The sequence below is a fragment of the Pseudomonas prosekii genome (genome assembly GCF_900105155.1).
GTDB classification, from domain to species: Bacteria; Pseudomonadota; Gammaproteobacteria; order Pseudomonadales; family Pseudomonadaceae; genus Aquipseudomonas; species Aquipseudomonas prosekii.
Genome location: NZ_LT629762.1, coordinates 5,315,341 through 5,339,663, shown reverse-complemented (window position 1 = coordinate 5,339,663; position 24,323 = coordinate 5,315,341). Strand labels below are relative to the sequence as shown.

19 protein-coding genes and 1 pseudogene are annotated in these 24,323 nt (G+C 62.0%); 7 read left to right on the top strand and 13 right to left on the bottom strand.

The genetic code is table 11. The features are described 5' to 3' along the window. Positions 1–770: 770 nt before the first annotated feature. Positions 771–1,379, bottom strand: a complete 609-nt coding sequence (locus tag BLU01_RS24110) for a lytic transglycosylase domain-containing protein (protein WP_092280175.1) — start codon at positions 1,377–1,379, stop codon at positions 771–773. A 196-nt stretch (positions 1,380–1,575) separates the two neighbouring features. On the opposite strand from BLU01_RS24110, the gene gspG reads away from it, so the two are divergent. Both gspG and BLU01_RS24100 read left to right on the top strand, forming a co-directional pair. Then, positions 1,576–2,010, top strand: a complete 435-nt coding sequence (gene gspG / locus BLU01_RS24105; protein WP_092280173.1) for a type II secretion system major pseudopilin GspG — start codon at positions 1,576–1,578, stop codon at positions 2,008–2,010. A 14-nt stretch (positions 2,011–2,024) separates the two neighbouring features. Further along, entirely contained in the window at positions 2,025–3,212 is a 1,188-nt protein-coding gene (locus BLU01_RS24100) for a type II secretion system F family protein (protein WP_092280171.1), read from the top strand. 303 nt (positions 3,213–3,515) lie between these two features. Here BLU01_RS24100 and BLU01_RS24095 read toward each other — a convergent pair whose 3' ends face one another. After that, positions 3,516–4,412: a LysR family transcriptional regulator gene (locus tag BLU01_RS24095; RefSeq protein WP_092280169.1), complete on the bottom strand. Its 897-nt coding sequence runs from the start codon at positions 4,410–4,412 to the stop codon at positions 3,516–3,518. Between the two features lie 160 nt (positions 4,413–4,572). Here BLU01_RS24095 and BLU01_RS24090 point away from each other — a divergent pair, with 160 nt between their 5' ends. After that, positions 4,573–5,592, top strand: coding sequence for an alpha/beta hydrolase (locus tag BLU01_RS24090; protein ID WP_092280167.1), 1,020 nt, complete (start codon positions 4,573–4,575; stop codon positions 5,590–5,592). Between the two features lie 236 nt (positions 5,593–5,828). Then, on the top strand, positions 5,829–7,256 hold the full coding sequence (locus tag BLU01_RS24085; RefSeq protein WP_092280165.1) for a mechanosensitive ion channel family protein: 1,428 nt from the start codon (positions 5,829–5,831) through the stop codon (positions 7,254–7,256). Between the two features lie 213 nt (positions 7,257–7,469). Here BLU01_RS24085 and ycaC read toward each other — a convergent pair whose 3' ends face one another. The 6 genes from ycaC to BLU01_RS24055 all read right to left on the bottom strand — a co-directional run bounded on the left by ycaC (position 7,470) and on the right by BLU01_RS24055 (position 13,419). Then, positions 7,470–8,096, bottom strand: a complete 627-nt coding sequence (gene ycaC, locus BLU01_RS24080) for an isochorismate family cysteine hydrolase YcaC (RefSeq protein WP_092280163.1) — start codon at positions 8,094–8,096, stop codon at positions 7,470–7,472. A gap of 65 nt (positions 8,097–8,161) precedes the next feature. Then, entirely contained in the window at positions 8,162–10,000 is a 1,839-nt protein-coding gene (locus tag BLU01_RS24075) for an amidohydrolase (protein WP_092280161.1), read from the bottom strand. Next, positions 9,997–10,611, bottom strand: a complete 615-nt coding sequence (locus BLU01_RS24070) for an antibiotic biosynthesis monooxygenase (protein WP_092280159.1) — start codon at positions 10,609–10,611, stop codon at positions 9,997–9,999. The genes BLU01_RS24075 and BLU01_RS24070 overlap by 4 nt, the downstream gene beginning before the upstream one ends. Beyond that, positions 10,604–11,020: a DoxX family protein gene (locus BLU01_RS24065; RefSeq protein WP_092280157.1), complete on the bottom strand. Its 417-nt coding sequence runs from the start codon at positions 11,018–11,020 to the stop codon at positions 10,604–10,606. The genes BLU01_RS24070 and BLU01_RS24065 overlap by 8 nt, the downstream gene beginning before the upstream one ends. Before the next feature lie 419 nt (positions 11,021–11,439). After that, a complete protein-coding gene (locus tag BLU01_RS24060; protein WP_092280155.1) occupies positions 11,440–12,363 on the bottom strand; it encodes a LysR family transcriptional regulator in 924 nt (307 codons plus the stop codon). 72 nt (positions 12,364–12,435) lie between these two features. Next, complete coding sequence (locus tag BLU01_RS24055; RefSeq protein ID WP_092281731.1) at positions 12,436–13,419, bottom strand: MBL fold metallo-hydrolase; 984 nt, start codon at positions 13,417–13,419, stop codon at positions 12,436–12,438. Between the two features lie 276 nt (positions 13,420–13,695). Here BLU01_RS24055 and BLU01_RS24050 point away from each other — a divergent pair, with 276 nt between their 5' ends. Beyond that, positions 13,696–14,196: a helix-turn-helix domain-containing protein gene (locus BLU01_RS24050; protein ID WP_092280153.1), complete on the top strand. Its 501-nt coding sequence runs from the start codon at positions 13,696–13,698 to the stop codon at positions 14,194–14,196. A 733-nt stretch (positions 14,197–14,929) separates the two neighbouring features. Here the strand turns inward: BLU01_RS24050 and BLU01_RS24040 are convergent. Further along, positions 14,930–15,740: pseudogene (locus tag BLU01_RS24040) on the bottom strand (alpha/beta fold hydrolase). 55 nt (positions 15,741–15,795) lie between these two features. Beyond that, complete coding sequence (locus BLU01_RS24035) at positions 15,796–16,362, bottom strand: flavodoxin family protein (RefSeq protein ID WP_092280149.1); 567 nt, start codon at positions 16,360–16,362, stop codon at positions 15,796–15,798. A 319-nt stretch (positions 16,363–16,681) separates the two neighbouring features. On the opposite strand from BLU01_RS24035, the gene BLU01_RS24030 reads away from it, so the two are divergent. Further along, positions 16,682–19,531, top strand: a complete 2,850-nt coding sequence (locus BLU01_RS24030; RefSeq protein WP_092280147.1) for an ATP-binding protein — start codon at positions 16,682–16,684, stop codon at positions 19,529–19,531. Here the strand turns inward: BLU01_RS24030 and BLU01_RS24025 are convergent. Both BLU01_RS24025 and BLU01_RS24020 read right to left on the bottom strand, forming a co-directional pair. Continuing rightward, positions 19,496–20,965: an ATP-binding protein gene (locus BLU01_RS24025; RefSeq protein WP_092280145.1), complete on the bottom strand. Its 1,470-nt coding sequence runs from the start codon at positions 20,963–20,965 to the stop codon at positions 19,496–19,498. The genes BLU01_RS24030 and BLU01_RS24025 overlap by 36 nt on opposite strands. Before the next feature lie 184 nt (positions 20,966–21,149). Next, positions 21,150–22,100 (bottom strand): GlxA family transcriptional regulator, encoded by a 951-nt coding sequence (locus BLU01_RS24020; RefSeq protein ID WP_092280143.1) that lies wholly within the window; start codon positions 22,098–22,100, stop codon positions 21,150–21,152. A gap of 320 nt (positions 22,101–22,420) precedes the next feature. On the opposite strand from BLU01_RS24020, the gene BLU01_RS24015 reads away from it, so the two are divergent. Then, positions 22,421–23,143, top strand: coding sequence for a pirin family protein (locus BLU01_RS24015; RefSeq protein ID WP_092280141.1), 723 nt, complete (start codon positions 22,421–22,423; stop codon positions 23,141–23,143). 219 nt (positions 23,144–23,362) lie between these two features. On the opposite strand, the gene BLU01_RS24005 is transcribed toward BLU01_RS24015, so the two are convergent. Further along, on the bottom strand, positions 23,363–24,238 hold the full coding sequence (locus BLU01_RS24005) for a LysR family transcriptional regulator (RefSeq protein WP_092280137.1): 876 nt from the start codon (positions 24,236–24,238) through the stop codon (positions 23,363–23,365). Between the last annotated feature and the right edge of the window lie 85 nt (positions 24,239–24,323).

Below are 24,323 nucleotides of genomic sequence, written 5' to 3'. Positions count from 1 at the left end.
ACGCAACCTTCCAGATTCACCGCGTTAACCGATCTCACGACGGCTGCGCCGCCGAACGCAGCCTCGCCGGGGCTTGGCAGCTGCTACACGGGTTTGGCGCTGTCGCTGGACTTGGCGCACACCTGTAGCAGCTGCCGAGCTATAGCGAGGCTGCGTCCGACGGCGCAGCCGTCGCAGATGCTGTGCACGCAATCTCCCAGATTCACCGCGTTGGTCATTCTCACGACGGCTGCGCCGCCGAACGCAGCCTCGCCGGGGCTTGGCAGCTGCTACACGGGTTTGGCGCTGTCGCTGGACTTGGCGCACGCCTGTAGCAGCTGCCGAGCTTTAGCGAGGCTGCGTCCGACGGCGCAGCGGTCGCAAACGCTGTGCACGCAATCTTCCAGGTTCACCGCGTTGGTCGTTCTCACGACGGCTGCGCCGCCGAACGCAGCCTCGCCGGGGCTTGGCAGCTGCTACACGGGTTTTGGCGCTGTCGCTGGACTTGTCGCACGGCCTGTAGCAGCTGCCGAGCTTTAGCGAGGCTGCGTCCGGCGGCGCAGCCGTCGCAGATGCTGTGCACGCAATCTCCCAGATTCACCGCGTTGGTCATTCTCACGACGGCTGCGCCGCCGAACGCAGCCTCGCCGGGGCTTGGCAGCTGCTACACGGGTTTGGCGCTGTCGCTGGACTTGGCGCACGCCTGTAGCAGCTGCCGAGCTTTAGCGAGGCTGCGTCCGACGGCGCAGCGGTGGGGGGTGGTTTTCCCCATTGTTGGGGTAACGCGGCGGTTACAGCGGTGCGTCCATTGCCAGGCCCTGCAAACGCCGGTATTGGCGTAGGACGCTGGGCACATAACGCTGGGTTTCGGCGAACGGCGGGATCACCCCGCCACGGCTGAGCACCGCTTGCGGCCCGGCGTTGTAAGCGGCCACGGCGAGGCTGATGTCGTTGTCGAACAGGGTCAGCAAACGCTTGAGATAACGCGCGCCGCCCTGGATGTTGGCCTTGGGGTCGTAGACGTCGGTGACGCCCAGCTCGCGCGCGGTGTCGGGCATCAATTGCATCAAGCCGCCGGCACCTTTGGCCGAGGTCGCGTCGGCGTTGTAACTGGACTCGGCCTGAATCACCGCGTGCAACAGCGCCGCCGGCAATTGATTGGCCGTTGCCGCCGCCGACACCAGTTCGGCATAGGGCTGGCGGGCGATCATTTGTGGTTGCTGATCCATGCTCAGCCGGGGCGCGTCGGGCTCCTGAATCACCCGTTCATAGTGGCGTCCGGGGCGGTGGACATTGGACAAGACGTAGCTGCCCTTGGCGTCCACCGAAACAAACACATCGGCCTCGGCGACGCCGGTCAGCAGCAGCGCGCCGAGCAATCCTGCAGTGAGTGCTTTCATATTTCATGCCTCCCCTGGCCGGCCCCGAAAAACGGGGCTTATGCCCCAATGGCCGGTAGTCAATCAGCCATACGCAAGCACTGTGCCGTCGCCGCCAAGCCGCGGATTACGGGCGCTGGCGCGCAATCACCAAGCCTGAGCATGGCAATTGCATAAGCCTTGGCAGCGACCCTGCTGCCCACTGGATGAGGTCATCATGAATCAGCGTCCGTGCTCCGCCCCGCACTCGCAACGCGGGTTTACCCTGCTCGAATTATTGGTAGTGCTGGTGGTGCTCGGGCTGTTGGCCGGCATCGTCGCGCCGAAGTATTTCGCCCAACTCGGGCGCTCGGAAGTGAAGGTCGCCAAGGCGCAAATCGAAGGCCTGAGCAAAGCGCTCGATCTGTATCGACTGGAGGTCGGCCATTACCCGTCCACCGAGCAGGGTTTGCAGGCGCTGGTGATTGCGCCGAGCGATGAAACCCGCTGGACCGGCCCGTACTTGCAGAAAAAACTGCCGCAAGACCCGTGGGGGCGCAACTACGCCTACCGCTACCCCGGCGAAAACGGCGAGTACGATTTACTGTCGATGGGCAAGGACGGCCAGCCCGGCGGTGAAGGCGAAAACGCTGAAGTCACTAACTGGCAATGACCGGAGCGACGCCCATGCGTTTTCATCTCAAAGCTGTCGGCAAGGCCGGTGTGGTCTCGATGTCGGTCGAAGCCCCGGGCCACAGCGAAGCCCGACGCATCGCCGAGGATCAGGGTTTGCGCGTGCTCAGCCTGCACGCCGAACGCCATTGGCGAGCGTTGCGTTTGCGTAAGCGCGAGACCTTTAACCTGGTGCTGTTCAGCCAGGAACTGACGACCCTGCTGAACGCCGGGCTGCCGTTGATTGACGCGCTGGAAAGCCTCGCGGAAAAAGAAACCGCGCCCCAGGCGCGCAAAACCCTCAGCGAACTGGTGCGTTTGCTGTACGAAGGCAAATCGTTTTCCCAGGCCCTCGGCCAGTTGTCGGCGGTGTTCCCGCCGCTCTACGTGGCGCTGGTGCAATCGAGCGAAAAGACCGGCGCGGTCGGCGATGCGCTGGGCCGTTACGTCAGCTATCGGCAACGCATGGACGAGGTTCGGCAGAAGATCGTCAGCGCCTCGATTTACCCGATGTTGCTGCTGATCGTCGGCAGCTGCGTGGTGCTGTTTTTGATGGGTTACGTGGTGCCGCGCTTCAGCCTGGTGTTCGAAGGTTTGGGGTCGAACCTGCCATGGCTGTCACAGATTCTCATGAGCAGCGGCATGTTTCTGCACGCGCATCAGGCGCAATTCTTTGGCGGCTTGGCGGCTATCGTCGTCGCCCTCGCCTTCCTCCAGCGCCAACCGGCGTTCCGCCGAGGCGTCGACCGGCTGATCGAAAAACTCCCGGCGGTGCATCAACGCATCTTCATGTACGAACTGGCGCGGTTTTACCGCTCGCTGGGCATTCTGCTGCAGGGCGGGATTCCGCTGGTGACGGCGATGGGCATGGTTCGCGGTTTGCTCACCGTCGCCTCGCGCACTCGGCTTGATCAGGCTTGCGAGCGGGTGCGCGAGGGGCAGTCGTTGTCGGCGGCGCTGGAACTCAATCACCTGGTGACGCCGGTGTCCCTGCGCCTGCTGCGCGCCGGCGAACAGTCCGGCAACCTCGGACAAATGATGGAACGCAGCGCCGACTTCTACGACGAAGAAATCAGCCGCTGGATCGAGTGGTTCGTGCGCTTGTTCGAGCCGCTGCTGATGACCTTCATCGGCCTGCTGATCGGCGTCATCGTCATCCTGATGTACATCCCGATATTCGAACTGGCCTCCAGCATCCATTGACCACCACAACCCCCTGATTCACCCAAGCCCTGTAGGAGCTGAGCTTGCTCGCGATGGCGGTGTGTCATCCGGCGAATGTGTTGATTGATCCGGCGCCTTCGCGAGCAAGCTCAGCTCCTACAGGTTTTGCGCCCGGCACTAACCTCGTATTCACAGCAAATCCCTGTGGGAGTGAGCTTGCTCGCGATGGCGGTGCATCAGTCACATCTGCATCACCTGACCCACCGCTTCGCGAGCAAGCTCGGCTCCTACAGGTTTTGCGTCCGGCACAAACCTCGCTCCCACAGGGGAATGTGCCTGGCTCTACAGCACGCCCTGAGTCTGATCCAGCCGCTCACGCAAAAACTCGATAAACGCCTGCACCGGCCGCGAGCCCTGGCGGTGCTGCGGGTATACCGCGGATAACGTCAGCGGTTCGGGGCTGAAGTCTTCCAGCACTGGCACCAGTCGCCCCTCCTTCAATGCCGCGCCGACGATGAACGTTGGCAGGTACGTGACGCCCATTCCGGCCACCGCCGCATCCCTCAGCACATCGCCATTGTTGACCCGCATGCGTCCGGTGACGTTGACGGTCAGGGGTTTGCCCGGCCCATCAAAACGCCATTGCACCTGACGGCCGTGGCCGTAGGGCAGGCAGTCGTGGTTGAGCGGGTCTTCGGGTTTGCTCGGCGTGCCGCGTTCGGCGAGGTAGTCGGGGCTGGCGCAGTACACGCGTTTGATCGAGGCGATACGCCGGGCGATCAGGGTCGAGTCTTCCAGCACGCCGATGCGCAACGCCAAATCGTAGCCCTCGCCGAGCAAATCCACCGGGCGGTCGCTGAGGTCGACTTCGACGGTGACGTCGCGATAACGCTGCAGAAACACCGGCAGCAAACACCCCAAATGCGCCAGTGCAAACGACAGCGGCGCGCTGAGGCGAATCGTGCCGCGTGGCTCGGTGGTTTGCCCGGCGATGCCCTGCTCCACCTGCTCGACTTCACCGAGCAGGCGCAACGCCGATTCGTAGTAGCTCTGGCCCAGCGGAGTGACGTCGAGGCGCCGGGTCGAGCGATTGAGCAAGCGCACGCCGAGGCGTTCTTCAAGTTGCATCAACCGGCGGCTGACGAATTGCTTGGACAAGCCCAGTTGGTCCGCCGCCGCAGTGAAACTGCCGGAGTCCATGACTTGGCAAAAAATACGCATATCTTCGAACGGGTTCATTGTCACGCCTTGGTTGACAGTCAAACACTTTATAGCTGCTTTTTCCCTTTCTGGCACCCGCTTAATCTGTGTCCACGGTGTTGCTGAGGCCTGAAAGCCAGCGCCAGCAGCAACCTGACCCTCAGGTAGACAATCTCAAACGACTAAAAAGGATTTACCCATGAACCTCGTCAAAAAGACCCTCGCCGCCTCCTTTCTCGCCCTCTCCATCGGCAACGCCTTCGCCGCTGGCAGCCCGGGTGTCGAGCACAACACCCAGGCATTCCTCGAAGCGCTCGCGGCGGGCGGAGGCAAACCGCTGGAGCAACTGAGCCCGAAAGACGCCCGTGCCGTGCTGAGCGGTGCGCAGAACTCGGTGAAAGTCGATCTGTCAGGCGTTGAAGTCAGCGAGCGTTCGATCAAGGTCGGCGAGCAAAACGTCAACCTGACCATCGTCCGTCCGGCCAAAGTCAAAGGTCAGCTGCCGGTGTTCATGTTCTTCCACGGTGGCGGCTGGGTGCTGGGCGACTACCCGACTCACGAACGCTTGATTCGTGACCTGGTGGTGGGCTCTGGCGCCGTCGCGGTGTACGTCGATTACACGCCGTCGCCGGAAGCGCAGTACCCGACCGCGATCAACCAGGCCTATGCCGCCACCCGCTGGGTTGCCGAGCATGGCAAGGAAATCGGCGTCGATGGCCAACGCCTCGCGGTGGCCGGTAACAGCGTCGGCGGCAACATGGCAGCGGTCGTTGCGTTGATGGCCAAGGAGCAGAAAACCCCGGCACTGCGCTTCCAGCTGCTGATGTGGCCGGTGACCAACGCGCAGTTCGATAGCGCTTCGTACCAGCAATTCGCCGAAGGTCATTTCCTCACCAAAGGCATGATGAATTGGTTCTGGGACAGCTACACCAAAGACCCCGCTCAGCGTGCGCAGATCCATGCCTCGCCGCTGCAAGCGAGTGCCGAACAGCTCAAAGGCTTGCCGGCGGCGCTGGTGCAAACCGCCGAGTTCGACGTGCTGCGTGATGAAGGCGAAGCCTATGCCCGTCATTTGGATGCGGCGGGTGTGCCGGTGACGGCGGTGCGTTACAACGGGATGATTCACGACTTTGGTTTGCTCAACCCGCTGAGTCAGATCCCGGAAGTGCAAGCGGCCGTGCGCCAGGCAGCGCTGGAACTGAAGACGCATCTGAACTGAGGCCAGCGACCTTGCCACATTAAGCGATGTGGCGAGGTTTCTTGCCCGCCAATTCTTGTGGCGAGGGGGCTTGCCCCCGTTCGAGTGCGTAGCACTGGCAGGATTTCAGCATCGCTGGATATTTTTGGGGCCGCTTCGCAGCCCAACGGGGGCAAGCCCCCTCGCCACAGGCAAGCCCCCTCGCCACAGATCATCAGGCACAAAACCGCATCAAGCCGCCTTCCGGAGTTCCCGCCATGTCCCTCGTCTACGACCATCCGCTGTCCTGGAGTGCCCTGTTGCTGGTGATCGACGCCCTGCTCTGGCAGCTCGCGCCGTTCAAGCATCGCGTCACGCGCATCGGTCTGCGCCTGGCGCTGTTTGTGCTCTTCAGCGCGGTGATCATCAACGCCGGGGTCAGCCCCCTGCAGTCACCGCTGTTCGCCGACGACCGCGTGGCGCAACTCGGCGCCACGGCATTGGGGATTGTCTGGTGGCTGTACGCCGCGCGGGTGCTCACCGAAGTCATCGGTCTGCTGCTGATGCGCCGCATCGGTCACAGCGGCCGGTTGCTGCAGGATGTCATCGGCGCGCTGGTGTTTCTGATCGCCATCGTCGCGGCCGCCGGGTATGTGCTGGAACTGCCGGTCAAAGGTTTGCTGGCGACTTCCGGGGTGGTCGCCATCGTGGTCGGTCTGGCGCTGCAAAGCACCTTGAGCGACGTGTTTTCCGGGATCGTGCTCAACACCACCAAGCCGTATCAGGTGGACGACTTTGTCGCAATCGACGGCGTCGAAGGCAAGGTGCTCGACATCGACTGGCGCGCCACTCATTTGCTGACCAGCGCCGGGACCATGGCGGTGGTGCCGAACTCAGTGGCGGCGAAAGCCAAGATCGTCAACCTGAGCCGACCGAACAACATGCACGGCGTGTCGATCAGCATTCACGTGCCCAACCATATTCGTCCGCGCCGAGTGCTCGATGCGCTGGATCGCACGCTGCAGGGCAGCAGCACGTTGTTGCTCAATCCGGCACCGAAAGCGGTGCTGAAAGAGGCCGGCGAAACCATGTCCGAGTACGTCGCCAGCGGCTTTATTGCCGAGTTGGGAAAAAAATCCGAAGTGCGCAATCAACTGTTCGATCTGGCGCATCGGCATCTGGAAGCGGCGGGTATTTCCCGGCAACTGGACGGCGTGATCGAGCCTTCGACCCGCGCTCGGGCATTGCTTGATGAGGTGAAGATCTTCCGTTCGCTCAGCGAGGATGAACGCGACCGCTTGGCGCAATCGATGGTTGCGCAGCAGTACAGCGCTGGCCAGGTGGTGCTGGAGCTTGATGAGGTGCCGGACAGTCTGTTCGTCATCGCCACCGGCGTGGTCAGCGCGACCGTACCTGATGGCGTCGGCCAAACCGAGGCTGGGCGCATGGGCCCGAGCGAGGTCATGGGCGAACAGAGCATCCTCACCGACACGCCGTCCCAGGCCTGCTTCACTGCGCTGACGTCGTGCATCATTTACCGCATCGACAAATCCCTGACCCGCGATTGCATGGCGCAACGCAATGAAGTCGGACGCGCGTTGAACAAGTTGCAAGCCGTGCGCCAGCAGAACAGCCGATTGGCGTTGATGACGGCACCGGTGCCGGTCAAGAAAGGAGGGTTTCTGGGGTGGCTGCAAAACCGCTGATCCACCACGCTTTTATGGGTGGAGTGGCTTTTGTGGGTGGCGTGGCTTTTGTGGCGAGGGGGCTTGCCCCCGTTGGAGCGCGAAGCGGTCCCCGCAATGGAGAGTGCTGCGCACTCTAACGGGGGCAAGCCCCCTCGCCACACAGACCGCGCTTGCCTCAAACCGTAAGCAAAAAAATACCCGCGCAATGGCGGGCATTTTTTACGGTGTGGCTTATTTGGCAGTCAGCGCCGAGTAGCTGTTCATCAGGTTGCGATAGTTCGGGATGCGCGGCGACAGCAGGTTGGCCAGGCCTTCCATGTCGTTGCGCCAGTCAACTTGCAGCTCGCAAGCCACCGAGAACCAGTTCACCAGTTGCGCGCCGGCGGCAGTCATGCGCGCCCAGGCGGCTTGCTGCACGGTTTCGTTGAAAGTGCCCGAAGCGTCGGTCACGACGAACACTTCAAAACCTTCCGCCAGCGCCGACAGGGTCGGGAACGTCACGCAGACGTCCGTCACCACACCGGCGATGATCAGTTGCTTGCGGCCAGTGGCTTTTACCGCTTTGACGAAGTCTTCGTTGTCCCAGGCATTGATCTGGCCTGGACGCGGGATGTACGGCGCGTCCGGGAACAGTTCCTTGAGCTCCGGCACCATCGGGCCGTTCGGGCCGCTTTCGAAACTGGTGGTGAGGATGGTCGGCAGTTTGAAGAACTTGGCCAGGTCCGCGAGGGCCAGCACGTTGTTCTTGAACTCGTTCGGCGAGAAATCCTGGACCAGCGAAATCAGGCCAGTCTGGTGGTCGACCAGCAATACAACCGCGTCATCTTTGTTCAGACGTTTGTAAGGAACGTTGCTCATGTGAAACCCCTCGTTAGTGGATGGTGCTTAAGGCGCCGGCACCCGGCCGGCGCTTTGTTTGATCATCAGAAAGCAAAGCACGAGCAGCCGAAAGCGCCCCAGAAACCGGCGAAATCGCTGACCGGCGCATTCGACAGACGCGCCTTTTCGTGGCTGTGGGAGTGCACGCCACACGGCCCGCTGCAATGGTGAACCTGTGCCTGCATCGGCGATGTCGGGCGCCAGTGGCCGGGGACTTTCACCACCGGCGACCAGTCCGGCAGCACCGGCACACTGGCCGGGCCGAGTTTTTCGAAGTCGCCGGCGGCGTACACCACTTTGCCGCCGACCACGGTCAACACCGACTCGATCCACTTGATCGCTTCTTCATCGACGCTGAAAAAATCGGCGCTGAGTGCCGCAACGTCCGCCAGTTGCCCGACCTTGATCTGGCCTTTTTTGCCCTGCTCGGACGAGAACCAGGCGCTGCCGTGCGTGAACAATTCCAGCGCGGTCAACCGTGGCAAACCTTCGGCGTGCAGCTCGAGACCGCCGACGGTGCGGCCGCTGACCATCCAGTACAGCGAGGTCCAAGGATTGTAGCTGGACACCCGCGTGGCGTCGGTGCCGGCGCCGACCGGTACCCCTTCGGCCAACATGCGCTTGATCGGCGGCGTCGCTTCGGCGGCTTTGGCGCCGTAACGCTCGACGAAATATTCGCCCTGGAACGCCATCCGGTCCTGAATCGCAATGCCGCCGCCCAGCGCCCGCACCCGCTCAATGTTCTGCGGCGTGATGGTTTCGGCGTGGTCGAAGAACCACGGCAAACCGTTGAACGGAATGTCGCGATTGACCTTCTCGAACACGTCGAGCATGCGGCTGATGGATTCGTTGTACGTGGCGTGCAAACGGAACGGCCAGCGCTGTTCAACCAAGTGGCGAACCACCGGTTCCAGCTCGTCTTCCATGGTTTGCGGCAGGTCCGGGCGAGGTTCGAGGAAGTCTTCGAAATCGGCTGCGGAGAACACCAGCATTTCCCCGGCGCCGTTGTGCCGCAGGTAGTCGTCGCCCTGGTGCAGGGTCACGCTCGACGTCCAGTTCTTGAAGTCGGTGAGTTCTTCCTTGGGCTTCTGGGTGAACAGGTTGTAAGCAATGCGCACGGTCAATTGGTCATCTTTTGCCAACTGTTCGATGACTTGGTAATCGTCCGGATAATTCTGGAAACCGCCGCCGGCATCGATGGCGCTGGTCAGACCGAGGCGATTGAGTTCGCGCATGAATTGGCGGGTCGAGTTGACCTGATATTCCAGCGGCAACGTCGGCCCTTTGGCCAGCGTCGAGTAAAGGATCATCGCGTTCGGCCGCGCCACCAGCATGCCGCTCGGCTCGCCGTTGGCGTCACGAACGATCTCGCCACCCGGCGGGTTCGGCGTGTTGCGCGTGTAACCGGCGACCCGCAACGCCGCGCGATTGAGCAACGCACGATCGTACAAATGCAGGACGAACACCGGCGTATCCGGGGCTGCCTGGTTGAGTTCTTCGAGGGTTGGCATGCGTTTTTCGGCGAACTGGAATTCGTTCCAGCCACCGACCACGCGCACCCATTGCGGGGTCGGCGTGCGGTCGGCCTGATCCTTGAGCATGCGCAAGGCATCGGCCAGCGACGGCACGCCTTCCCAGCGCAATTCGAGGTTGTAATTGAGCCCGCCACGGATCAGGTGCAAGTGCGAGTCGTTGAGGCCGGGAATCACGCAGCGGCCCTTGAGGTCGATGACCTGCGTGCCGGAACCGCGCAGCGCCATGGCTTCGGCGTCGGAGCCGACGGCAACGAAACGTCCGGCGCTGATCGCCACGGCGGTGGCGAATGGGTTTTCACGGTCAACGGTATGAAATTGGCCATTGAACAGAATCAGATCGGCGTTCATCGCGTTCCCTCAGGCTGAGTGGAATGGGACAGCCACGGCGCGAACAGCCGCGTCGCCATGGGCATGAACAGGTACACCACCGATACGACGATGGTCAGGGTGATCAGGAACGTGGCCACCACGTAGTTGGACAGGAACGCGTTGAGCTGCAGCAGCGGCCCCCAGATGATCGGCACCAGCAAGGTGTGCGGCAGAATCACCAGCAGGGTCACCACGGCCTGCTTCCAGCGCGGTGGCGGTGGCGACGCGCTGTCGGCGGTGGGCGCGAACCAGAATTCGTTGACCGGATTGACCTCGGTCTGGTCGCCGTCGGCCAGCATCGGCGCGGCTTCGTTGACCAGTTCCAGGCGTTGCGGCGAATCGAGCCAGCGCTGCATCGCCTCGGTGGAACAGAAGCGCAGCACGCAGGTGTACATGTCGAGGCCGGCGTTTTTGCCGCGCATCACGTCCACGCCCAAATGCCCGTCCTGCTGCCCGGCGATGCTCACAATGTTGCGCAACCAAGCTTCGTACGGTGCCTCGAAACCGGCCTTGATCCGGTGCTTGATGATCAAGGTCACGACTTCTTCGAAGCCCGGTTTTGCGGCGGTGGGCTGGATGGCATCAGGCATAACGGAACACTCCGGCGAAACGATCGTTGAGCGCCAGCCGTCCTGGCCCGGCGATGAAAATGCTGGTGAAGAGGATGAGCAGCAGCCAGCCGAACTGGCCTTCGAACAGGCTCCATTGCGGATGCACGATCAACAGCGCCACCAGCAGCACAAACAAAATGGGCAGGCACGCCAGCCGCACCAGCACCCCGGCGATGATCAGCAGCGGGCACAGCACTTCGGCGAATATCGCCAGGATCAACGTTAGGTTGGCGCCGAGGTGGAATGGGTCTTCGATCAGTTGCAGTTGCGCGGTGTAATCCAGCAGCTTGGGCAAACCGTGCACCCACAGCAGAAACATTGCGCCGCTGACCCGCAGAAACAACAGCCCGAGATCCCGAGCCCGTTCATCCCATTCCGATGCGTTCATCGCCTGCGCGCCCCTGTGAAAAAATCACCGGCATGGCTTCGCCGGCACTTGAGTTGATAGTGCCGGGTCGGGGCGAGGGAAAATTGAATGTACGTGCTCTTTTTGCGGGGCTCCCTGTGGGAGCAAGGCTTGAGGTCACCGCTCTCCGTGGGAGCAAGGCTTGCCCGCGATGGCGCCCTTGAAATCGCCATCGCGAGCAAGCTCAGCTCCCACAGGGGATTGCGCAACGCTTGAGATCACCGCGCCCTCTGTGGGAGCAAGGCTTGCCCGCGATGGCGTCCTTGAAATCGCCATCGCGAGCAAGCTCAGCTCCCACAGGGGATTGCGCAAGGCTTGAGATCACCGCTCCTGTGGGAGCAAGGCTTGCCCGCGATGGCGTCCTTGAAATCGCCATCGCGAGCAAGCTCAGCTCCCACAGGTTACGCGGGTGGGATGTTCAGCGGTTCGGCCATGTATTGGCTGATCTGCGCGCGCAGCCAGCGTTCGGCGGGGTCGTTGTCGTGGACGCCGCTCCAGGCCATCGATAATTGCGCGGCTTCGATCGGGAACGGCGGATCTTCGGCGCGCAGCGCACAGCCTTCGACCAGCGCGCACGCTGCGTAATCCGGCACCGTGGCGATCATCTCGGTGCCCGCGAGCAACGCGCGCAAGCCACTGAATTGCGGCACGCCGAGCACCACCCGCCGACTGCGGCCAATCTTCGCCAGATCGAGGTCGATGTTGCCGCTCAAATCCCCGGAAAACGAGACCATCGCGTGCGGCCGCTCGCAGTATTCGTCCAGCGTCAGCGGCCCCGGCCGTTTGTCCCCGCGCAATACCTTGCAGGGAATATCGCGCAATTTTTTGCGTTTGGCGTTGGCCGGCAGATCCGTCGTATAGCTGACCCCGACAGAGATTTCCCCGGAAGCCAGCAGCGCCGGCATCAGCAGGTAATTGGCGCGGCGCACCACGACGATGATCCCCGGCGCCTCTTCGCGCAGATGGCTGAGCAATGGCGGAAACAGACCAAATTCGGCGTCGTCCGACAAACCGATACGGAACACGTCGCAACTGCTGGCCGGCTCGAATTCCTTGGCGCGGCTGACCGCGCCGGAAATCACGTCCATCGCCGGTTGCAGCTCCTTGAGAATCGCCAGCGCACGCGCCGTCGGCTCCATGCCGCGACCGTTGCGCAGCAGCAACGGATCGTCGAACAGATCCCGCAACCGCCCCAGCGCCGCACTCACCGCCGGTTGCCCCATAAAGAGTTTTTCAGCGACCCGGGTCAGGTTCTTCTCGAACATCAAGGCTTCGAAAATCACCAGCAGGTTCATGTCGACGCGGCGCAGATCGTTACGGTTCATCAGCAGGGTCCTTTGTGTGTTGAGTCGGCCTGGCGGTCAGCGCAAAACCCGGGAGGAAGCAGTGCCGGAACTTTACTCGATCAACGGCACTTTCGCCGCTCGTTTGTAAGGGCCGTATTCCACTGGCACCCATTGGAAATGTTTGCCCTCGGCAGCGATATGACCAATACCGGGGAACGGCAGATGCGCGGCGGTCACCCAGGTTTTGCTGGTCGCCGCAGCGCTAAACACCTGATTGCGGCTCTTGATCGCCTGCTGGCCGTCGGTGTCGAACCCGATCGATACCTCTGGATGCAGGAACTGCACGGCGAGGTTATGCACCAGGTCGCCCATGAACAAAATGCTTTGGCCCTCAGAGGTGAAACGATACGTCGTGCTGCCCGGCGTGTGCCCGGCCTCCAGCGTTGCCTCGACACCCGGCACCGGCGATTGCCCGCTGGCGAAGGTTTTGAAGCGACCCGCTGCAACATAAGGCGCGGTCGAATCCTGGGCGATTTTGAAATAGGCCTTGGCCGCTTCCGGTGCTTTGGCCAGCGCTTGCGGGTCGAGCCAGTAATCCGCTTCAGGCTTGGCGGCGTACACCGTGGCGTTGGCGAAGATCGGTTTTTGCTCGGCGTCGACCAGTCCGCAGACGTGGTCCAGGTGCAAGTGGGTGAGCAGCACGGTGTCGACCTGATCCGGCTGATAACCGGCGGCTTGCATGTTCTGCGAAAGCATCCCGGCGGTGGCGCCGATGCACTGCCCTGCCCCGGTATCGACCAGGATCAGTTGCTTGCCGGTGTTGATCAAAAACGCATTGAACGCCGTTTGCACGCCCGGCGTTTCAATCGAACGCCGCGCCAGCAACGCGCGGATCTGGCTCTGGGTCAGGCCTTTGAGCAATTTCGGCGACAAGTCGTTGTAGCCGTCAAACAGCGCCGTGACTTCGTAATCGCCTACCGCCAAACGAAAGTAACCCGGCACTTGAGTGCCGACCTGCGCTGGCGCTGCCGCCATCGAAGACGCGGATGCCAGCGCGATCGCGAGGCCCAGTGTGCCAATCAGAAAATGCCGCATGCGTTCACCTTTGATGTACCTGAAAAAAGCGGCCAGCGAGGCACGCCACAAGTCGCCCATCTTGCACTGCGCAAGCAGCGGCCGACTTGCAGCGATGTGCTGAGTTGGCGCAGTGGCTGCCTGTAAACCGCGCGGAATTAACAACGTTTAACTCGCCTGCCAGCCGCCCGCGCCCAAGAATGAAGTCCTCTGCGCAGGCCTGTTTTTTCTCCAAAGGGAAGGTGCTGATCCACCGTGCAGTGCGCCCGCGCATTCCCACCGACACGGAAATTTGTCATGGCTCACGTTCAGTCCAACGCCGTCCGGGCGTCCGCCACGCCCATGCAAAAAACCAGCACCGGCGGCCTCGCGCCCTGGCGTGAAAACCTGGTCAAGCAACTGATTCTGGATGGCCTCAGCGAGACCCTGGAAGTCACCGAACTGGCCCGCGCCTGTGCGCTGTCACGCAGCCATTTTTCCCGCGCATTCAAGTGCAGCACCGGGGTTTCGCCGCAGGACTGGATTCGTTGCCAGCGCATCAACAAAGCCAAGCAGTTGATCCGTGACACCGACCTGACACTGACACAAATCAGCCTCGAATGCGGCTTCTGCGACCAGGCACATTTCTGCCACATTTTCACCCGCAGCGAAGGGATCAACCCGTTTGCGTGGCGTTGCAAAGTGGTGCGCGCGATCTCCTGCACACGTGGGACGAACAGAAAACCAGTGGCGAGGGAGCTTGCTCCCGTTGGGGTGCGCAGCAGCCCCGAAGTCTTTGTGACGACGCAGATTTTGTGAGCGCTGCGCACTCAAACGCGAGCAAGCTCGCTCGCCACAGGTTCAGTGACTGCACATAATTGCCGCCCCACCCCATAACCCTGTGGGAGCAAAGCTTGCTCGCGATGGCGATTTCGAGACCGCCATCGCGGGCAAGCCTTGCTCCCACAAAGATTTTTGCTTGGACGCAGATCTTCGACTAAGCCCAATACCTTCTGTGGGAGCCGAGTTTGCTCGCGATGGCGATTTCGAGACCGCCATCGCGAGCAAGCCTTGCTCCCACAAGGATTTTTGCTTGGAAGCAGATCTTCGACTAAGCCCAATACCTTCTGTGGGAGCAAAGCTTGCTCGCGATGGCGATTTCGAGACCGCCATCGCGAGCAAGCCTTGCTCCCACAAGGATTTTTACTTGGACGCAGATCGTCGACTAAGCCCAATTCCTCCTGTGGGAGCAAAGCTTGCTCGCGATGGCAATTTCGAGACCGCCATCGCGGGCAAGCCTTGCTCCCACAAGGATTTTTGCTTGGACGCAGATCGTCAACTAAGCCCAATACCTTCTGTGGGAGCAAAGCTTGCTCGCGATGGCGACTTCGAGACCGCCATCGCGAGCAAGCCTTGCTCCCACAAGGATTTTTACTTGGACGCAGATCGTCGACTAAGCCCAATACCTTCTGTGGGAGCAAAGCTTGCTCGCGATGGCGATTTCGAGACCGCCATCGCGGGCAAGCCTTGCTCCTACAGGTTTGGTATTTGATCAGGCCTTGAGGAAGGCCAGCAGTTCTTCGTTGAGCTGGTCTTTATGGGTATCGGTCAAACCGTGCGGCGCGCCCGGATAGACTTTCAGTGTCGAGCCCTTGACCAGTTTTGCCGAGGCAATGCCCGCCGCTTCAATCGGTACAACCTGGTCCGCGTCGCCATGCACGACCAAGGTCGGCACGTCGAATTTCTGCAAATCTTCGGTGAAATCCGTTTCCGAAAATGCCTTGATGCAGTCGTAAGCGTTCTTGTGGCCGGAGCTCATGCCTTGCAGCCAGAACCAGTCGATCATGCCTTGCGACGGTTTTGCGTCAGGCTTGTTGAAACCGAAGAACGGGCCAGCGGCGAGGTCTTTGTACAGCTGCGAACGGTCAGCCAACGAAGCCTGGCGGATGCCATCAAACACTTCCAGCGGCAAGCCGCCCGGATTGGCTTCGGTCTTGAGCATCAGCGGTGGCACCGAAGAAATCAGCCCGGCCTTGGCCACCCGGCCAGTGCCGTGACGACCAATGTAGCGCGCCACTTCGCCGCCGCCGGTGGAGAAACCGAAGAGCACCGCGTCCTTCAGGTCGAGCAGCTCGATCAACTGCGCGAGGTCGTCGGCGTAGGTGTCCATGTCATTGCCGTCCCAAGGCTGGCTGGAGCGGCCGTGGCCACGGCGGTCGTGGGCGATGACCCGATAGCCTTTTCATCTGCGATTCCCAACTGTCGGCATTCAGCGGCCAGCCGTGGCTGAAGACAATCGGCTGCCCAGTGCCCCAATCCTTGTAATAAATCTCGGTGCCGTCGCGCGTGGTGAAGGTGCTCATGTGGCGTGCTCCATTTCGGTGGGATGTGAACGGTAGATGAAGAAAATCAGGCAGATCAGCTATTCATGCGTTCGGCGAGCCGCGCCACCCGCTCGCCCAGGTGCGCGGCGGTGCAGCGATCTTCCGGCGGTGGTGCGTCGCCGGGCGTTTGCTCGACGTTGGATTGCGCCATCGCCCCGAGCGAGCTGCCGAGGCGATTCAGTTGGCCGTCGAACACCCCACTGCTGCTGCGCGCCGGCAACAGGTCGAGGCCAACCCAGATCATCGAATGCTGCGCGGCGAACACCGCCATTTGCAGCAAGGTGTTGAGTTTGTCGCCGCACAGCGAACCGGAATTGGTGAACCCGGCAGCGAGTTTGTCGCGCCACGGCTGGGCCAGGTAAAACGCCGCGGTGGCTTCCATGAAATTCTTGAACGACGCCGAGGCGCTGCCCATGTAAGTCGGGGCGCCGAAAATGATCGCGTCGGCCGCGTGCAAGTGCGCCCATTGCGCATCCACGTCCTCCACAGAAATCAGCCGGCAGGTACTGCCCGGATGCTGTTCAACGCCTCGGGCGACGGCTTCAGCCATGACGCGGGTGTGCCCGTAGCCACTGTGATAGACCACCACCACGTTGCTCATTGCGGTGAACTCCAAAAGTGTCCATTCCCTTAACACTGCGAAGACGACGGCCTTCGTTGGACTTGAAGCCGTAGAGTTTTGGGCGTAGACCAGACATTCGACGAGTTAAACGTTGTTAATTTTCAAAACGCCGTCCGCCCCGACCAAGCTCCGTTTGTCACACGGATGCCCAATAAATACACGCTGATCGCGCGCGCACCGAACGTAGCAGTCGCGATGAACACCTGACAGTCAGGCGCGCCCTGATTGCACTGCCGCGCAACCCTTGGGAATATGCCCACAAACCGCGTATTAGACGGATGCAAGCAGGAGCGCCACGTTGACTCTTTCCCCCGAACAGGCCATCCATTTCGGCCCTTACCGAATTTACCCCGGCACCCGTCTGTTGCTGGAAGGCGAGCAGCCTGTGCGGCTGGGGCGGCGCGCGATGGACATCCTGTTGATCCTGCTCGAGCACGCGGGGAATGTGGTCAGCAAACAGCATTTGATTGCGCAGGTGTGGCCGAAAAGCGTAGTCGAAGACATCAATTTGCGCGTGCACATGGCGGCGTTGCGCAAAGCCCTCGGCGACGGTCAGGCCGGCCAGCGCTACATCGTCACGGTCGCTCAGCGCGGTTACAGTTTTGTCGCGCCGTTTTCGCTCGAACCCGCTGCGCAACGCTGCGAGCCGCAGGTGCAACCGCCCCGGCGGCACAACCTGCCGGTGCGCCGCACGCGGATGATCGGGCGCCAGCCGCTGGTCGACAGCCTGGTCACGCAACTCGCGCGTCAGCGCTTCATCACGCTGGTCGGCCCCGGCGGCATCGGCAAAACCACCGTGGCGCTGCGGGTCGCCGAACAGCTGATCGGGCATTACCGCGACGGCATTCGTTTGCTCGACCTCGCCCCTATCAACGACCCGCAAATGATCGACGCGCATCTGGCGTCGTTACTGGGCTTGGCCCTGCACGACGCCGAGCCGATGAGCGACATGGCGAGCGTGCTGCGCGAGCGGCAGATGCTGTTGGTGATCGATAACTGCGAACACTTGCTCGATGCGATTGCGCTGCTCTGCGAAAGCATTCTGCGCGGCGCACCACAGGTGCATATCCTCGCCACCAGCCGCGAGAGCCTGCGCGCCGAGGGCGAATACGTGCAACGCCTGGAGTCGCTGGATTGCCCGCCGCCGATTGCCGTGCTCGACCGCGCCCAGGCCCTGAGTTTTTCCGCGCTGCAACTGTTTGTCGAACGGGCGATGGCCAACCACGACAGCTTCGAATTGAGCGATGAAGAACTGCCGCTGGCGATCGAAATCTGCCAACGCCTGGACGGCATTCCGCTGGCCATCGAGCTGGCGGCGGCGCAAGTGGTCGACCTTGGCGTCAGCGGTTTGCACACGCAACTGCAAGGCAGTTTTCGCCTGCTGACCCAAGGCTGCCAAACCACTCTGGCGCGGCACCAGACCTTGCGCGCGACGCTGGACTGGAGCTTCGATTTGCTCAGCCCCTGCGAGCAAACCTGTCTGCGCCGACTGGGGATCTTTCGCGATGGCTTCACCCTCGCCTCCGCCGCCGCCGTGATTGTTGGCCAGCAGATTGAACCCAACGAAGTGTTCGCCTCGATCACTCAGTTGGTCGCCAAGTCCTTACTCAACGTTGATGTCGGCGACGAAGAAGTTTTCTATCGTTTGCTCGACACCACGCGCAGTTATGCCCTGGAAAAACTGCACCTCGCCGCCGAGTTGTCGGACACCCGGCAGCGGCATGCCGAGCGTTGCCTGGCGCTGATGCAACAGGCGCACATCGACTGGGAGCAAACCCCCACGCACCTGTGGATCGAGCGCTACGCGCGTGGTCTGGAAGACATCCGCGCCGCGCTGGAATGGGGTTTGAACGCGGGCGGTCCGCAGGAACTGGCGATCCGTCTGACGGCGACATCGATGCCACTGTGGCAGGAACTGTCGCTGCTCAAGGAGCATGGCGTGTATGTGCGCCGGGCCCTGGCGCTGCTGGATAGCGCCACCGCGCCGTGCCCGCAAGTGACGCTGTCGCTGAAACTGGCCCTCGGTAGTTCCTGTTATCACGCTCAGGGCGGCAGTGCCGAAACCATCGACGCGTTTGTCAGCGCCAGAACCCTGGCCGTAGCGAGTCAGGACGTCGCCGGCCAGTTGCGCGCGGTGTCCGGGCACATGGCGGTCAATCTCAGCTGCGGCAATTACCAAATGGCCCTGGAACAGAGCCGCGAGTTCGACCAATTGGGCCTGAACGGCGACGCCGTGTTGTCGCTCAGCACTCACCGCTTGAAAGTGTTGGCGCTGCACTTCTGCGGCGATCAGCAGCAGGCGCGGACCCACGCCGAAGAGGTCATCCAGCGCCTGGCGCAGAGCGGCCATCTCAACCGTTTCACCCACGGTTTCGGCGTGCAATACGACCAGAGCGTCGCGGCGCTGACGATTCTCGCGCGCATCCTCTGGCTGCAAGGTCAGCCCGAACAAGCCTGGCGCACGGCGCGGCAGGCGCTGGACATCGCGCTGCAGATCAACCACGGCACCTCGATTTGCTACACCTTGGCGCTGGCCGGTTGCCTGATCGCGCATTACAACGGCGACAGCGCCAACGCGCGCGAACTGTTGCGGCTGTTGCTGGAACAAGCGCAGAAGCATTCGGTGCTGCTGTTTTATAACTGGGCGCGGCATTACGCGCAGGTGATCGACGGCGCCAACGGCCCGGCGCAACCGGGGGTCGGTCTGGTCAAGGAAATCATGCTGACGCTGCACGGTGGCGGGGTCGATGAAGGTTTGCTCGCGCGCGCAGAAAGCGGCGCGGCGGGTTGGTGCACCGCAGAGATCTTCCGCGTGCGCGGCGAGGCGCTGCTGGCCGAAGAAGATGCGCCGGGCGCAACGCTTTCTCCAAGCGGCGAAGCGCTCTCTCGCAGCAGCGAAGCGCCTTCTTTAAGCGGCGAAGCGGTGCTGCTGCGGGCGTTGGCGGTGGCGCAAGCACAAGGCGCGCTGGCCTGGGAACTGCGCAGCGCGACGTCACTGGCGCAGCTTTGGCAGCGTCGGGGTCAGGCGCAACAGGCGCATGAACTGCTGGCGCCGATTTACGCGCGTTTCACTGAAGGTTATGCGACGCCGGACCTGATGAAGGTCCGGGGTTTACTCGACGAACTCGGCGCTCAATTGCACGCCTGAAATCATCCGCGCGCGGCTGACGTATTGCGCGTGGATTAGTTCGATCGCGCGTTGCTGGCCGCTGCCGGTGAGTTTCTCCAGCGCATACGCGCGCGTGGTGTTGAGCCAGCGATAACGTGAAAGGCCGTTGACCTGTTCGACCGACAGCAGCGACGTGCGCGCCAGTTTTTCCAGCATCGACGACAGCTGGATCGGCGCCAGCACCGAGGCACAGATCACGCCGCTTGCCGCCTCGACGGTGAACGCGGATTTGAACGTGGCCAGATGACACAAAACCTTCTGCTCCTGCGCGCTCAATGACTGGAAAGTCCAGTCCAGCGCGGCTCGCAGGCTTTGGTGACGCGCCACTGCCGTGCGCCGGCCCTGAGTCAGCAATTGCAGGCAATTGTCGAGCTGCGCCTGCAACCCGACCAACCCCAACGCGCCAATCTGCGCGGCGGCCAGTTCGATGGTCAGCGGCAAACCGTCGAGCCGCCGGCAGATATCGCGCACCGCGCGCAGGTCTTGTTCGCGCAAAACGAACCCCTGCTGCCGCGTGCGTGCGCGGCTGACCAGCAATTGCACTGCCGAATAACCCATCGCTTGCGCGACGCTGTGCAACGCCGAAACCGGCGGCACTTCCAGCGGCGGCACGCGCTGCACGGTTTCGTCGCGCGCCTGCAACGGCTCGCGGCTGGTGACGAGGATCGACAAGCGTGGCGCGCTGGCGAGCAGTTGTTCGATCAACGTGCGGCAACCTGCGCGCAGGTGTTCGCAATTATCCAGTACCAGCAAGGCATGTCGGCAACTCAGGTCAGCGCCGAATGGCAGCGTGTGGCTCAGGTGCTGGTGCAGTTGCGCTGGCGCTTCGAGGCTCGCCAGATCCACCAGCCAGACGCCGTCGCGGTAATGCTGCAAGAGCAGTTCGCCGACACGCAACGCCACGGTAGTTTTACCGATGCCGGCCGGGCCGACCAAGGTCATGAAGCGTCGCAGCGGCAATTGGCGCACCACGCCGCCGACCATGGAGTCGCGGCCGGTAACGGCGGTCAGCCGCGCCGGCAAGTTGTGCTGCGGCGGTTGCGTGCTGTCGAGGTGCAGCGGCGTTGCGTCGAGCAGGCGCTGCACCGGGGCGATAAAGCTGTAGCCGCGTTGCGGAATATTGACGATGTAGCGCTGGCCGTTTTCGCCATCACCGAGGGCGCGGCGCAACGCGGCGATGTGCACGCGCAGGTTGATTTCTTCGACCACCGACGTCGGCCAGACCCGGGCGATCAAGGCGTCTTTGCTGACGACCTCGCCGGCGTGTTCGAGCAATACCTGCAAGATGTCCAGCGCGCGCCCGCCCATGCGCAACGGCCGATCGCCGTCGAGGATCAGCCGTTGACTGGGGTGGAAGACGTACGGGCCGAACCGCAGCAGCGTATCGCCGGTGAATTCTGTGGGGCTGTTCATGCACGTTCACGTGCTGAAAACCTGGTCGATCAAGTGCCTGAAACCATGCTGGCACCGCTCCATCCAGACTCCCGCACCTCCATTGCAAAACGTTCACCGACATCTTGGCAGGCATCGATGACGGCACAACTACGCCAATGTGCGCAATTCGGACATGTCGGTGCGCCACACGGACACAACCGCTCTAACTGAACTGTTCGCGGTATTGCGCGGGGGTCAGACCGAGTTTTTCACTGAACAGGAAACGCATGTGCCGCACGCTGCCGAAGCCGCTTTTATAGGCCACGGTTTTCAGCGGCACGTCGCTGCTTTCGAGCAACTGGCGGGCATGGTCGATGCGCGCATTTTGCAGAAACTCCATCGGCGTCATGTTCACCTCGCGGGCGAACAGCCGCGCGAAGTGGCGCGAACTCATGTTCGCCAAACTGGCCATGCGCTCGATGCTGAACGCTTCGTCGAGGTGTTCGAGCACGTGATTCTGTACACGGGTGATCGGCGTTTCAGGCGCGCCGACCGCCGCCAGCAACGGGCTGAACTGCGCCTGCCCGCCTTGGCGTTTCATCACCACCAGCAGCACTTTGGCGACATCCTGGGCGACTTTTTTGCCGTGGTCCTGAGCGACGACGGCCAACGCCAGATCGATACCGGCGGTCACGCCACCCGAGGTGATCAGGTTGCGGTCCTCGACGAATATCTGATCGGTTTCGACTTTGGCATTCGGGAAGCCTTTGATCAGCCGTTCGGTGTAGTGCCAGTGGGTGGTCACGCGATAGCCGTCAATCAGGCCGGCATGCCCGAGCACAAACGCGCCAGTGCAGATCGAGCCAAAGCGTTCGGCGCGCGGCACGGCGCGGCGCAGCCAGTTGAGCAACGGCTGGGGTTTTTCGTTGTAAGCGCCGGGGCCGCCGGGTACCAGCAGCAGGTCATAGGCGTCGTTGGCCTGATCAATATGCACGTCGGCCTGGACGTTGACGCCATTGGAGGCGCGCAACGGCCCGATCTCGGTGCCGATGGTCGACAGCAGGTAATGATCGCTTGCGGCCAGGTAACGGTTGGCGATGGAAAACACCTCCATCGGCCCGGCCATGTCGAGCAGGAGGAAGTCGGGGAACAGCACCATTGCCACGGTTTTCATGGGATCGGATTCGTTGAAGTCAAAAGAAGATTATTCACTGCGCACCAGATGCTGTAGGAGCAAAGCTTGCTCGCGATGACGGTCTTGCATCCAGAATATTGGTTGACTGACACGACGCCATCGCGAGCAAGCTTTGCTCCTACAGGGTTTTGCATTATGGCCAAGTCTTGCGGATATGGCCGCTAAATGCATCCGCCAGTTTCTATACTGTCAACCTGCATGAGACAGTATTTCAATTTTCATCTACTTATTGCATCCGCTGGTAACCATTAACCTTCTCCTCACTCGGACGAATTCACGTCCTGACAGGAGATTTCATTATGCTGACCCTTCGCAAAGCTTCGGATCGCGGCGCGGCCAATCACGGTTGGTTGAAGTCGTTCCACACCTTTTCCTTCGCCAACTATCGCAACCCGAAAGAGCAGGGTTTTTCCGATCTGTTGGTGATCAACGATGACCGCGTGGCGGCCGGCAAAGGTTTTGGCCAGCACCCGCACCGGGACATGGAGATTTTCTCTTATGTGCTCGAAGGCGCGCTGGAACACAAGGACACGCTGGGCACCGGTTCGGTGATCCGCCCCGGCGACGTGCAATTGATGAGCGCCGGCAGCGGCGTGGCCCACAGCGAGTACAACCACTCGGCGACGCGGGGTGTGCACTTCCTGCAAATCTGGATCGTGCCGGACGTCAGCGGCGCCAAACCGCGTTATCAGCAAGAGCAGTTCAGCACGCAGAAAAAACGCGGGCGCTTGCAGTTGATCATTTCCCCGGACGGCGCCAACGGTTCGCTGTCGGTGCGCCAGGATGCGCGGGTGTATGCCGGGCTGTTCGACGGCAAGGAAAGCGCCACGCTGGAACTCGCTGCCGACCGCTACGCCTACGTGCATGTGGCTCGCGGCAGTGTTGAACTCAACGGCGTGCAGTTGCAGGAAGGTGACGGCGTGCGGGTGCGTCAGGAGCAAGTGCTGACGCTGAACAACGGCGTCGATGCCGAAGTGCTGGTGTTCGACCTGCGGCCGCAAGAACTGCCGGAAATGCCATAAACGCCCCGCCCAACGCTGCTTATGTAGCAGCTGCCGAGCCTGCGAGGCTGCGTTCGGCGGCGCAGCCGTCGCCAATTCATCCACCGCGGTTTACCTGATACACCGAGGTGGATGGTTTTACGACGGCTTCGCCGCCGAACGCAGCCTCGCGGGCTCGGCAGCTGCTACATCAGTTGTGGTCATCGGTTTTGGTTCGTCGGGAATGGTACTTCGGCAGTGCTATTCGCCGGTGCCGTTGAATCCGGCGACGATTTCATCGATCACCACTCGCACCCGCGCCGTGTGTCGCAGGTCGGCGTGGGTTACCAGCCACACATCGTAAGGCACCGGGCGCGTGCGTTCCGGCCACAGCCGCACCAGGCCATCGCGCTCGCCCATGTACACCGGGATTTCGCCGATGCCGATCCCCGCCGCAATCGAGCGACGGACCAACAGCCCCGACCCCAGACTCGACACAATCCGCCCGCGCGTCAGCGGTTCCGAGACCAGCGTCAGTTCCTTGTTGCCCGCCAGATACGGTTGATACACCACCAGATCATGCCCCTCAAACGCCGAACCCGGCGCCGGCACGCCGTGGGCATCGAGGTACTCCTGCGAAGCAAACAGCCCCACCGGCCAGCGCGCGATGCGTCGGGCGATCAGGTCCGGGTTGTCCGGCCGCGCGTTGCGCACGGCGATGTCGGCCTCGCGTTTAGCCAGGCTGATCATTTGCGTGGACGCATCGAGTTGCACGCGCACATCCGGGTGTTTGCGGTGCAATCGGGCAATCGCCGGGATCAGGAAATCGATCGCCAGCGAGTCGGTGGTGCTGACCCGGACGATGCCGGTCAGCCGATCATCGAGGCCCTGAATCTGGCGCTGCAATTCCAGCGCCGACAGCTCCATTTTCTCCACGGCGTGCAGCGCCGCCTCGCCCACCACCGTCAGCGCATACCCTTCGGAGGTGCGCAGAAACAACGTCGCGCTCAAGGATTTCTCCAGCGCCGTGACACGCCGGCCAACGGTCGCCTGATCGACGCCAAGCACCCGCGCGGCGCCGCGCAAGGTCGATTCGCGGCAGACCGCGAGAAACACACGAGCATCGTCCCAGTTCATTTGGCATTACTCACAGGTTGCAATCGATGATGCAAATTCGCATCACTCTAGCGTGAAATCGCTGCGCGAATGCATCAATTTATCT

Excerpts from the sequence above, each read along its gene's own strand:
- BLU01_RS24110 (WP_092280175.1), bottom strand. The coding sequence starts at position 1,379 with ATGAAAGCACTCACTGCAGGATTGCTCGGCGCGCTGCTGCTGACCGGC.
- gspG (WP_092280173.1), top strand. The coding sequence starts at position 1,576 with ATGAATCAGCGTCCGTGCTCCGCCCCGCACTCGCAACGCGGGTTTACC.
- BLU01_RS24100 (WP_092280171.1), top strand. The coding sequence starts at position 2,025 with ATGCGTTTTCATCTCAAAGCTGTCGGCAAGGCCGGTGTGGTCTCGATG.
- BLU01_RS24095 (WP_092280169.1), bottom strand. The coding sequence starts at position 4,412 with ATGAACCCGTTCGAAGATATGCGTATTTTTTGCCAAGTCATGGACTCC.
- BLU01_RS24090 (WP_092280167.1), top strand. The coding sequence starts at position 4,573 with ATGAACCTCGTCAAAAAGACCCTCGCCGCCTCCTTTCTCGCCCTCTCC.
- BLU01_RS24085 (WP_092280165.1), top strand. The coding sequence starts at position 5,829 with ATGTCCCTCGTCTACGACCATCCGCTGTCCTGGAGTGCCCTGTTGCTG.
- ycaC (WP_092280163.1), bottom strand. The coding sequence starts at position 8,096 with ATGAGCAACGTTCCTTACAAACGTCTGAACAAAGATGACGCGGTTGTA.
- BLU01_RS24075 (WP_092280161.1), bottom strand. The coding sequence starts at position 10,000 with ATGAACGCCGATCTGATTCTGTTCAATGGCCAATTTCATACCGTTGAC.
- BLU01_RS24070 (WP_092280159.1), bottom strand. The coding sequence starts at position 10,611 with ATGCCTGATGCCATCCAGCCCACCGCCGCAAAACCGGGCTTCGAAGAA.
- BLU01_RS24065 (WP_092280157.1), bottom strand. The coding sequence starts at position 11,020 with ATGAACGCATCGGAATGGGATGAACGGGCTCGGGATCTCGGGCTGTTG.
- BLU01_RS24060 (WP_092280155.1), bottom strand. The coding sequence starts at position 12,363 with ATGAACCGTAACGATCTGCGCCGCGTCGACATGAACCTGCTGGTGATT.
- BLU01_RS24055 (WP_092281731.1), bottom strand. The coding sequence starts at position 13,419 with ATGCGGCATTTTCTGATTGGCACACTGGGCCTCGCGATCGCGCTGGCA.
- BLU01_RS24050 (WP_092280153.1), top strand. The coding sequence starts at position 13,696 with ATGGCTCACGTTCAGTCCAACGCCGTCCGGGCGTCCGCCACGCCCATG.
- BLU01_RS24035 (WP_092280149.1), bottom strand. The coding sequence starts at position 16,362 with ATGAGCAACGTGGTGGTGGTCTATCACAGTGGCTACGGGCACACCCGC.
- BLU01_RS24025 (WP_092280145.1), bottom strand. The coding sequence starts at position 20,965 with ATGAACAGCCCCACAGAATTCACCGGCGATACGCTGCTGCGGTTCGGC.
- BLU01_RS24020 (WP_092280143.1), bottom strand. The coding sequence starts at position 22,100 with ATGAAAACCGTGGCAATGGTGCTGTTCCCCGACTTCCTCCTGCTCGAC.
- BLU01_RS24015 (WP_092280141.1), top strand. The coding sequence starts at position 22,421 with ATGCTGACCCTTCGCAAAGCTTCGGATCGCGGCGCGGCCAATCACGGT.
- BLU01_RS24005 (WP_092280137.1), bottom strand. The coding sequence starts at position 24,238 with ATGAACTGGGACGATGCTCGTGTGTTTCTCGCGGTCTGCCGCGAATCG.